Source organism: Pacificibacter sp. (assembly GCF_039769035.1).
GTDB lineage: Bacteria > Pseudomonadota > Alphaproteobacteria > Rhodobacterales > Rhodobacteraceae > Celeribacter.
In genome coordinates, this window is the sequence record NZ_JBDMZG010000105.1 from 1 (window position 1) to 8908 (window position 8908).

8 protein-coding genes and 1 pseudogene are annotated in these 8908 nt (G+C 55.0%); 1 reads left to right on the top strand and 8 read right to left on the bottom strand.

The annotated features are described in order from the left end of the window. From ABF287_RS09440 to mgtE, 5 genes and pseudogenes are all read right to left on the bottom strand, one after another. Nucleotides 1-209: pseudogene (locus ABF287_RS09440) on the bottom strand (YebC/PmpR family DNA-binding transcriptional regulator); the annotation flags it as partial. Nucleotides 210-317: 108 nt separating this feature from the next. Then, entirely contained in the window at nt 318-2099 is a 1782-nt protein-coding gene (locus ABF287_RS09445; RefSeq protein WP_347184759.1) for an SLC13 family permease, read from the bottom strand. A gap of 138 nt (nt 2100-2237) precedes the next feature. Beyond that, the gene (locus ABF287_RS09450; protein ID WP_347184760.1) at nt 2238-3050 is read right to left on the bottom strand and encodes a TIGR00282 family metallophosphoesterase; all 813 of its coding nucleotides are present in this window, start codon (nt 3048-3050) and stop codon (nt 2238-2240) included. A 72-nt stretch (nt 3051-3122) separates the two neighbouring features. Then, nucleotides 3123-3698, bottom strand: coding sequence for a 5-formyltetrahydrofolate cyclo-ligase (locus tag ABF287_RS09455; RefSeq protein ID WP_347184761.1), 576 nt, complete (start codon nt 3696-3698; stop codon nt 3123-3125). 33 nt (nt 3699-3731) lie between these two features. After that, a complete protein-coding gene (mgtE, locus tag ABF287_RS09460; protein ID WP_347184762.1) occupies nt 3732-5123 on the bottom strand; it encodes a magnesium transporter in 1392 nt (463 codons plus the stop codon). 131 nt (nt 5124-5254) lie between these two features. Here mgtE and guaD point away from each other — a divergent pair, with 131 nt between their 5' ends. After that, nucleotides 5255-6565 (top strand): guanine deaminase, encoded by a 1311-nt coding sequence (gene guaD / locus ABF287_RS09465; RefSeq protein ID WP_347184763.1) that lies wholly within the window; start codon nt 5255-5257, stop codon nt 6563-6565. Between the two features lie 10 nt (nt 6566-6575). Here guaD and ABF287_RS09470 read toward each other — a convergent pair whose 3' ends face one another. The 3 genes from ABF287_RS09470 to ABF287_RS09480 all read right to left on the bottom strand — a co-directional run. Next, nucleotides 6576-7070 (bottom strand): CAP domain-containing protein, encoded by a 495-nt coding sequence (locus tag ABF287_RS09470; RefSeq protein WP_347184764.1) that lies wholly within the window; start codon nt 7068-7070, stop codon nt 6576-6578. Nucleotides 7071-7115: 45 nt separating this feature from the next. Next, nucleotides 7116-8459 (bottom strand): 8-oxoguanine deaminase, encoded by a 1344-nt coding sequence (locus ABF287_RS09475; RefSeq protein ID WP_347184765.1) that lies wholly within the window; start codon nt 8457-8459, stop codon nt 7116-7118. 62 nt (nt 8460-8521) lie between these two features. Next, a partial coding sequence (locus ABF287_RS09480; RefSeq protein WP_347184766.1) for an inositol monophosphatase family protein occupies nt 8522-8908 on the bottom strand: 387 nt, incomplete at its 5' end.

Consider the following 8908-nt stretch of genomic DNA (forward strand, 5'->3'; position numbering starts at 1 on the left):
ATCGCGCGCTCGATCACGTCCTTTGGAACGGACTGAGACTTGGCCTCTTTCACGGCCATACGCAAACGCGGGTTCTTGTCGGGATCAGGGTCGCCCATCTTGGCGGCCACGGTGATTTCCTTGGCGAGCTTTGAAAAGAGTTTCGAGCGCAATTTATCCTGACGACCTTTACGGTGTTGGATGTTTGCCCATTTTGAGTGGCCTGCCATGAGGAGCCTCCGAACTAGAATTTCAGCTTTGCACCCGTATAGGCGATGCGCGCCCTGACCTGCAAGGCCATGGGGGTGCTCTATTGGCGCAAAGCACGTGTTAAGGCCTTAAAGCGGCCATAAAAACGGAATAACAGCCGAGGCCAGCAACCCGATGGACAGGTTCAGCGGAATACCAACCTTCATATAGTCGGTAAACTTATAGCCCCCCGGCCCGTAAACCATGGTGTTGGTCTGATATCCGATGGGCGTGGCAAAGCTGGCAGATGCGGCCACCATGACGGCGACCACAAGACCACGAGGATCAAGCCCCATCTGTTGGCCCAGTGCGATGGCAATCGGCGTGACAACAACAGCAACCGCATTGTTGGACACAAGTTCCGTCAAAACCGAAGTCAAAAGGTAAACCGACCAAATCACAAAGAAGACCGGCATCCCTTCAAGCAATGGCGCGATGGCCGTCACAATCATCGCAACAGCGCCAGAGGCCTGCAAAGAGGCACCGACAGCGAGCATCGAGAAAATCAAGGTCAACAGCCGAATATCAACGAAGGAAAAGGCCTCTTCGGCATCGATACACCGCGTGATCAAAACAATCGCGACGGACACAACAGACAGCATCAAGATAGGTGCAACCCCAAGTGCTGCCAGCACAACGATGGAAAACATCGCCACCAGCGCAATCGGCGCATGCGAACGATGATAGGCGCGCTCAGTTGGTTTGGAGACATCGCCCATGTCCATGTCCGCGGCCAATCGTTGGATATCAGCCGGCGCGCCTTCGAGCAGCAAGGTATCACCAACGCGCACGACCAAGTTCTTGATCTCTTGCCCAACGTTTTGATTGCGACGATGCACTGCCAAAACATAAACACCGTACCGGCGCCGCAACCGCATAGATCCCAAAGAACGTCCCACCATTTTACAGCCTGGGGTGATCAAGGTTTCCACTGTCGAGGTCTCAAAGGCAGAAACTTGGTCGACACGTTTGAGGGATTTGTCGCGTTGCAGGCTTAGAAGTTCGGCAATTTGAGACCGCAAAATGATGCGATCCCCAACCTCAAGCACCACGCTTTTAAGATCATCACGCAAGGAGGTGTCGCCGCGCACAACATCGATTAAGCGCACACCCTCACGTTTAAAGAGCTGAACGGTCAGTGCCTCGCGACCGATCAAGTTACTTTCTGGCGGCACCACGGCTTCGGTGAAAAACTTCATTTTAGAACGAGAACTGCTGAGCATATTGGCCAAGCTTTCTCGCTCGGGCAACAGATGACGCCCGACAAAGTACAGGTAAATCATGCCCCAAACCACAATGATCATGCCAAGGATCGACACCTCGAAAATCGTGAAGGGTGCAAGCCCTTCGGCCCGCGCAACACCGTCAACCAACAGGTTGGTTGAGGTCCCGATCAAGGTCATCGTCCCCCCCATGATTGCGGCATAGGACAAAGGAATCAAAAGTTTGGATGCTGTCAGCCCCAGTTTGGAACTCAGTTGAACAAACACTGGGATCATCACAACAACCACTGGTGTATTGGCCACAAAAGCGGACAACACCACAACGACGGCCAAAAGCATGGCGATGGAAAACTTGGGGCGTTTCTCGGCGGAGCGCCCTGCCAGAGAGGTAAACCATTCCAATCCACCGGTGCGCACCAAAGCCCCCATGACGATAAACATCGCGGCGATGGTCCAAGGCGCAGGGTTGGACAGAACGGCAAGCCCAGCATCGTAAGGCAAAATGCCAAAGACAATCATCATTGCGGCCCCCGCAAGGGCGACCACTTCGGTGGGGAATATTTCGCGCACAAACAGCACAAACATGATTCCGACCACCACCAAAGACACAATCGCTTGCGTCATCGGATCAAAATGAAAAATCTCCATGCGACCTCAAAGACTTGTTTCACAACCAAGCCATAATGGACGCACAGGTCGCCACACTACAAGCGGCAAAATGCGCCACGATGCAGCCTGCGCCACAATCGTGAACAATTTGTGCTGTCTCTTGGACGATTTAACGGCTTACGGGTGGCTTTGTTCCAAGCGCCCACCGTGGCGGATTTGCTTAACGCGCGTGGCAAGTCCAGTTTTGTCGTCTGTTTCCACGTAAACGCCAGACAAGGTCGCCTCACCTTTTGCCGGCTCAAAGCGGCCTTTGGACATGCCTGTCACAAAGCGGCGCAATGGCTCGGCTTTGTCCATCCCAATCACAGAATTGTAGTCGCCGCACATGCCCGCATCGGTCAAATACGCCGTGCCTCCCGGCAAGATTTGCGCATCGCCCGTACACACATGCGTGTGCGTGCCCACTACGACAGACGCCTTGCCGTCGCAAAAATGCCCCATGGCCATTTTCTCAGAAGTGGCTTCGCAGTGCACATCGATCAGCGCGGCTTGGATTTGACCACCCAGTTTGTGACGCGTGAACACTTCATCAAGGGCAGAGAACGGATCATCAAAGGCGCGTTTCATGAACACTTGGCCCAAAATTTGCGCCACCAAAATACGCCGCCCGCGCGCGTCTTCAAAGATGCGTACACCGCGCCCAGGCGCTGTTTTGGCAAAGTTGATCGGCCGGATGATCCGCGTTTCATTTTCGCAAAACTGCATCATGTCGCGCTGATCAAAGGCGTGATCGCCCAAGGTCAAACAATCAACCCCTGCGGCAAGCAGCTGCTTGGCATGATCGGCAGACAGCCCCATGCCGTTGGTACAGTTTTCACCGTTGACCACAATAAAATCGAGCTTCCATTCTTTGCGCAAAGTTGGAAGCCGCTGGATCACCGCATCGCGCCCAGCGCGACCGACGATATCGCCGAGGAATAGGATTTTCATGGCCACGGCTTACTCGCCCTTGCCCCTAAAACGCAAGCCCTGCAACACAGGCAAACCACCGCAATGAAGCGTTTATAAGATAAAAACTTTGGTTTCGGTCACAATGGCATCCAAAGGCGCGTCATACTTGCCAATCGGAAAATCAGCCATTTCTTGACCCGCATAGGCAAAACCAACCGCCAAGACGTCCTGTTCGGCGCGCAGTTTTTCCAAGGTGCGATCATAAAAGCCACCGCCATATCCAAGCCTGTGCCCAGCGCGATTGAATGCAACCAATGGCACGATCAACACATCGGGCACGATCGGCACGGACGTGCGCGGCACCATAGCTCCAAAGGCCCCCGCCTCCATCGGCGTATCGGGCGTCCATGTGTCAAATCGCAAAGGGGCCGCAGCGCTTTCCACGATGGGAACTGCAACAGGTCCATGGCGCCACAGGTGATGCATTGCTGGCAAAGGGTCAATCTCGGATCGGATCGGCATATAGCCCGCAACGACTTTGCCAAAATAAGGCTCAAGAAAGTTCACAAGCACGGTTTTGGCTTGCTCAGAAACACTGCCGTCTTGGTCTTGCGCATGCGCAAGAGCCCGTTGGGCAAACGCCCGTTTGCGTGCAATCGCTTTCAAATCAACGCTTTTGTCAGACAAACTGTCGCCTTTCGTACGCAGGGCCCATCGCCGTTACAACAAGAACATCGCGGCCAGCCCAAGGAAGGCGAAGAACCCCACAATGTCAGTCACTGTGGTCACAAACGCCCCAGACGCCAGCGCAGGGTCAATCCCCACGCGTTCCAACAAGACCGGCACGCCGATGCCCGCAAGGCCTGCCACGACCATATTGATCACCATCGCCGCCGCGATCACACCGCCCAGCGCAGGCGAGCCGAACCAGACAAGACCAACAATCCCCATGATCACGGCAAAAATAAGACCATTGGCTAGCCCAACCAGAACTTCACGACGAATAACACGCCAGACGTTTGCACCGGTCAAATCGCGCGTGGCGATGGAGCGCACCGCAACTGTCAAAGCTTGGGTGCCCGCATTGCCGCCCATAGAGGCCACAATCGGCATCAACACAGCCAAAGCCACCAAGGCCGTAATCGTCCCTTCAAACTGGGCAATCACCATCGAGGCCAAAATCGCAGTGGCAAGGTTCACCGCCAACCACGGCAGGCGTTGTTTGACGGTATCAAGCACACGGTCCGCCAGCGTCCCTTCGCCCACACCCGCCAAGCGCAAGATATCTTCTTCGTGTTCTTCATCCAAAACATTCATCGCGTCATCAATGGTGATCACACCGATAACGCGGTCATTTTCGTCTAAGACCGGCGCGGAAATCATGTGGTATTGGTTGAACGCATAGGCCACGTCGGATTCACTCTCATCCGCGCGAAACGTGCGAAAACCCGGTTCTAAAATATCGCGCAGCATTGTTGTACGTGGCGCGCCAAGAATTTTGCCCAAGGTCACATGACCAATCGGATGCAGCAAAGGATCGGTGATCACCATGTGGTAAAAATCATCCGGCAGCCCCGTTGCTTCACGCATGTAGTCAATCGCTTCACCGACGGTCCAGTGTTCAGGGCCCATCACGATTTCGCGCTGCATCAAGCGGCCTGCAGAAAACTCCGGATAGGACAGTGAGTGTTCAACGGCGACACGATCCGCATCCGCAAGCGAGGCCAGAATCACCTCTTGCGCGTCTTCTTCAAGGTCTTCGACAATGTCGACGACATCATCGGTTTCCAAGTCGCGCACCGCTTCGGCCAGCACATCTGGCCGCATAAGCGCGATCACTTCTTCGCGGATACCGTCATCCACCTCGGACAGAATTTCACCGTCCAACTCGCGACCGTAAAGCTCAACAATGCGCCGCCGATCAAATGCGTTCACTTGTTCCAACAAGTCGGCGATGTCGGCCGCGTGCAGCGGTTCCATCAGCGCAATAAGTTGCGCCTGATCGTGCGTTTCAACCGTATATAGAATCGACGAAATCAACTTCGGATTCAGCCGGTAGGCATCTTCTTCAGGGGCGTCGTGATGTTCTTCTACTGCGATATCTTCGACCATAATGCACTCGCGGTCTTGGTGTTGCCTGTTTTAAAGACATTACGCCACGATGGACCTAAGAAACAGGGGCAAGATAGATTTACCTTAGAAAATCATCCGCATAGATTTAGGTAACAGATATTGGAGCACATATGGGCACCCTTGCCGCAAAAGACAGCATCATCGCTGGCCAGATCGTTACCTTTCATGGTGATCCATTTTTCATGCCCCCCGAAGACGCCGTGAAAGTGGCGCATGGCGCGGTTTTGATCCAAAATGGGCGCATTGCAAAAATCGCGGACATTAAGACGCTGGGAGAGCAATATCCCAATGCCATGCTCACCGATCATGGCGACGCAGTGATCACGCCTGGGTTTATCGACGCCCACGCACATTACCCGCAAACTGGCATCATCGCCTCGTGGGGCAAACGGCTGATTGATTGGCTGAACACCTATACTTTCCCCGAAGAACAGCGTTTCGGTGATGCGACCTATGCGCGCGACATCGCAGACCTGTACCTCGATTTTCTGCTCGCCAATGGCACCACGTCTGTCACCTCATTTTGCACCATCCACCCCGAATCTGTTGATGCGCTGTTTGAAGCGGCAGCAAAGCGCGGCATGCGTATTGTGGCGGGCAAAACCTGTATGGATCGCGACACAGCCCCCGAAGGCCTGCGCGACACAGCACAATCGGCTTATGACCAATCCAAGACATTGTTGCAGCGCTGGCATCAAAACGGGCGTGCCACCTATGCGATCACGCCGCGGTTCTCCCCCACATCGACGCCAGAACAGCTTGAGGCGCTCGGCGCGCTTTGGGCGGAAAATCCAAGCTGCCTGATGCAAACGCATTTGAGCGAGCAGACCGATGAAATTGAATGGGTCAAGTCGCTCTATCCTGAGGCGCGCGACTATCTGGATACCTATGAAAAATTCGGTCTGATCGGCAAAGGCGCTTTGTTTGGCCATGCGATTTATTTGGAGCCACGCGAAATTGCCCGTCTGCAAGACAGCGGCAGTTCCTTGATCCATTGTCCGACGTCTAACACGTTCATAGGGTCCGGCCTGTTTGACATGGCCGCGCGCAAAGCCGATGGGCTGCGGGTTGGTTTGGCAACAGACACCGGTGGCGGATCAAGCTTTTCAATGCTGCGCACCATGGCGGCCAGCTATGAGATCGGTCAATTGCGTGGCACGGCGCTGCACCCTGCGCAGCTGTTGTGGCTCGCAACGCGTGGTTCTGCCGAGGCCATTCATCTTGAACACGAAATCGGCAGCATCGCCGTCGGGCTTGAAGCGGATTTGACGGTGATTGACTTGGCCTCAACCGACGCCATTGCGCAGCGATCTTCACGGGCGCAAACCATCTGGGAATCGGTCTTTCCCACCATCATGATGGGCGACGACCGCGCGATTGCACAAACCTATGTAATGGGGCGTGCTATGCGCAGCTCTTAGGCCAACGCGGCTAGCAGCGACTGCCAAAGACGGTGACGTAGCGCGCGCCTTCAGCGATGCCGATGCCGATCTCGGTGAATCTGCGGTTCAAGATATTGTCGCGATGGCCTTTGGACGTCATCCAGCCTTGCATGGCCGCCTCAAGAGACGCGTACCCCATGGAAAGGTTCTCACCAACGATGCAAAAGTCATAACCCACGCGGCGCGCACGCTTTCCGGCTGTACTGCCATCGCTGCCCGTGTGCGAGAAAATCCCACTGCGCTCCAAATCTTGGGCGTGAATGAGCGCAGCACGTGTCAGCAACCTGTTATAGACCAAAGGTTGCAATCCTTTACGCGCCCGCTCTGCATTGACGGAGGCCAATATCTGCCCCTCAATATCCATAGAGGTATTCACGCGAGAAACCGGTACTGGGTCGACCATCGCAATGCCTGCGCCGGATTGGCTTTGGCATGCGGTTAACGCAAGTGCGGCACACAGGCACATAACTGTGGTTTTCATCATCTCAATCGGATCCTCATCAAAGTCTCAACAGCGGTTTGAGGCATATTATGCCTCCATAAGATCGCGCACCAAATCGGACTGTCTGTCCAGCACACGCCTGATATCAACCGTTGTAAGCCAACCATCCTTAACGACAGGTTTGCCTTCCACAATCAAATGTTTGACCTGTGTTGGCCCGGCAAGCAACAATGCAGCAGGATCCCAACTGCCCGAGGATTCAATATCTGACACATCCCAAATTGCAATATCCGCGCGCATGCCGACAGCAAGTTGGCCGACATCATCACGCCCCAAGACCTTAGCACCACCACGTGTGGCAATTTCCAAAGCTTCGCGTGGGCTCATGTTGTCAGCGCCATTCATCACGCGTTGCAACAGCATGGCTTGGCGCGCTTCTAAGACCAAATTGCTGGCATCATTGGACGCAGACCCGTCCACACCCAATCCCACGTTGACGCCAGCATCGCGCATCGCGCGCACCGGAGCGATGCCCGATCCAAGGCGACAGTTCGAACAGGGGCAATGCGCCACGCCTGTGCCCGTCTTGGCAAACAATTCGATTTCAGAGACGTCCAGTTTGACACAATGTGCGTGCCAGACGTCTGGACCTGTCCATCCAAGGTCTTGCGCGTATTGACCGGGTCTGCATCCGAATTTTTCCAATGAATAGGCAATATCTTCGTCGTTTTCGGCCAAATGCGTGTGCATCATCACGCCTTTATCACGCGCCAGAATGGCCGCATCACGCATCAACTCGCGAGAGACCGAAAACGGCGAACATGGCGCCACACCGACGCGTATCATCGCGCCAGGTTTTGGATCGTGGAAGGCATCAATCACACGGATGCTGTCGTTTAAAATGACGTCTTCGCGCTCAACCAAGCTGTCAGGCGGCAAGCCTCCGTCGCTTTCCCCGATGCTCATCGCGCCACGGGTCGCGTGCAACCGAATGCCAACCTGTTGGGCCGCATCGATGGTGTCTTCCAAACGCGACCCGTTGGGGTAGAGGTACAAGTGATCTGACGTCAAAGAGCATCCAGAAAACGCCAGTTCAGCCAATCCGACCATCGCCGAGACACGCATGTGATCGGGCGTGAACCGCGCCCAAATTGGGTAAAGCCGCTGCAACCAGCCGAACAGCAGCGCGTTTTGCGCCTCAGGCACGGCCCGTGTCAACGTTTGGTACAAATGGTGATGGGTGTTGACCAATCCAGGCGTCACAACGCAACCACGCGCATCAATTATTTGCGCGTCGTCGTCGTAAAGCTGGGTGCCGACCGCTTCGATCACGCCGTCGCGCACCAAGACATCACCGCCTTTGATTTCGCGACGCGTGTCGTCCATTGTAACTAGAACATCGGCACCACGGATAATGAAACAAGGATGCATCTTAGTGCCTTTCAAAATGCATGATTTCGCGGCATCAGACGCCAGCAATCACACGCCGTATTTTAATACTCTTTCAGAACGTCCAAAACGTCCACCAGTAGCGCTTGAGACCCCGCAGCCACAACCCGGCCGCCGCCGATCGCCGCGTTGCCTTGCCAGTCCGTCACAACACCGCCTGCGGCTTCTATTACGCCAATAGGGCCCAAAATGTCGTATGGCTGCAAGCCTGCTTCGATCACCAGATCAATCTGACCCGCCGCCAAAAGCGCATAGGCATAGCAATCCATGCCGTATCGGGTCAGTTTGCACTGTGAGGCCACGGCGTCAAAGCCTTTGCGATCATCAGGCGTGCCAACTTCTGGGAAAGTGGTGAAAATAACAGCATCTTTTAGGGCAACGCCTTTGCGCGCGGCCAAAGGGCGATTGCCGTGCGGTCCTGTCAGTTCTGC

Excerpts from the sequence above, each read along its gene's own strand:
- ABF287_RS09475 (WP_347184765.1), bottom strand. The coding sequence starts at position 8,459 with ATGCATCCTTGTTTCATTATCCGTGGTGCCGATGTTCTAGTTACAATG.
- guaD (WP_347184763.1), top strand. The coding sequence starts at position 5,255 with ATGGGCACCCTTGCCGCAAAAGACAGCATCATCGCTGGCCAGATCGTT.
- ABF287_RS09445 (WP_347184759.1), bottom strand. The coding sequence starts at position 2,099 with ATGGAGATTTTTCATTTTGATCCGATGACGCAAGCGATTGTGTCTTTG.
- mgtE (WP_347184762.1), bottom strand. The coding sequence starts at position 5,123 with ATGGTCGAAGATATCGCAGTAGAAGAACATCACGACGCCCCTGAAGAA.
- ABF287_RS09450 (WP_347184760.1), bottom strand. The coding sequence starts at position 3,050 with ATGAAAATCCTATTCCTCGGCGATATCGTCGGTCGCGCTGGGCGCGAT.
- ABF287_RS09470 (WP_347184764.1), bottom strand. The coding sequence starts at position 7,070 with ATGATGAAAACCACAGTTATGTGCCTGTGTGCCGCACTTGCGTTAACC.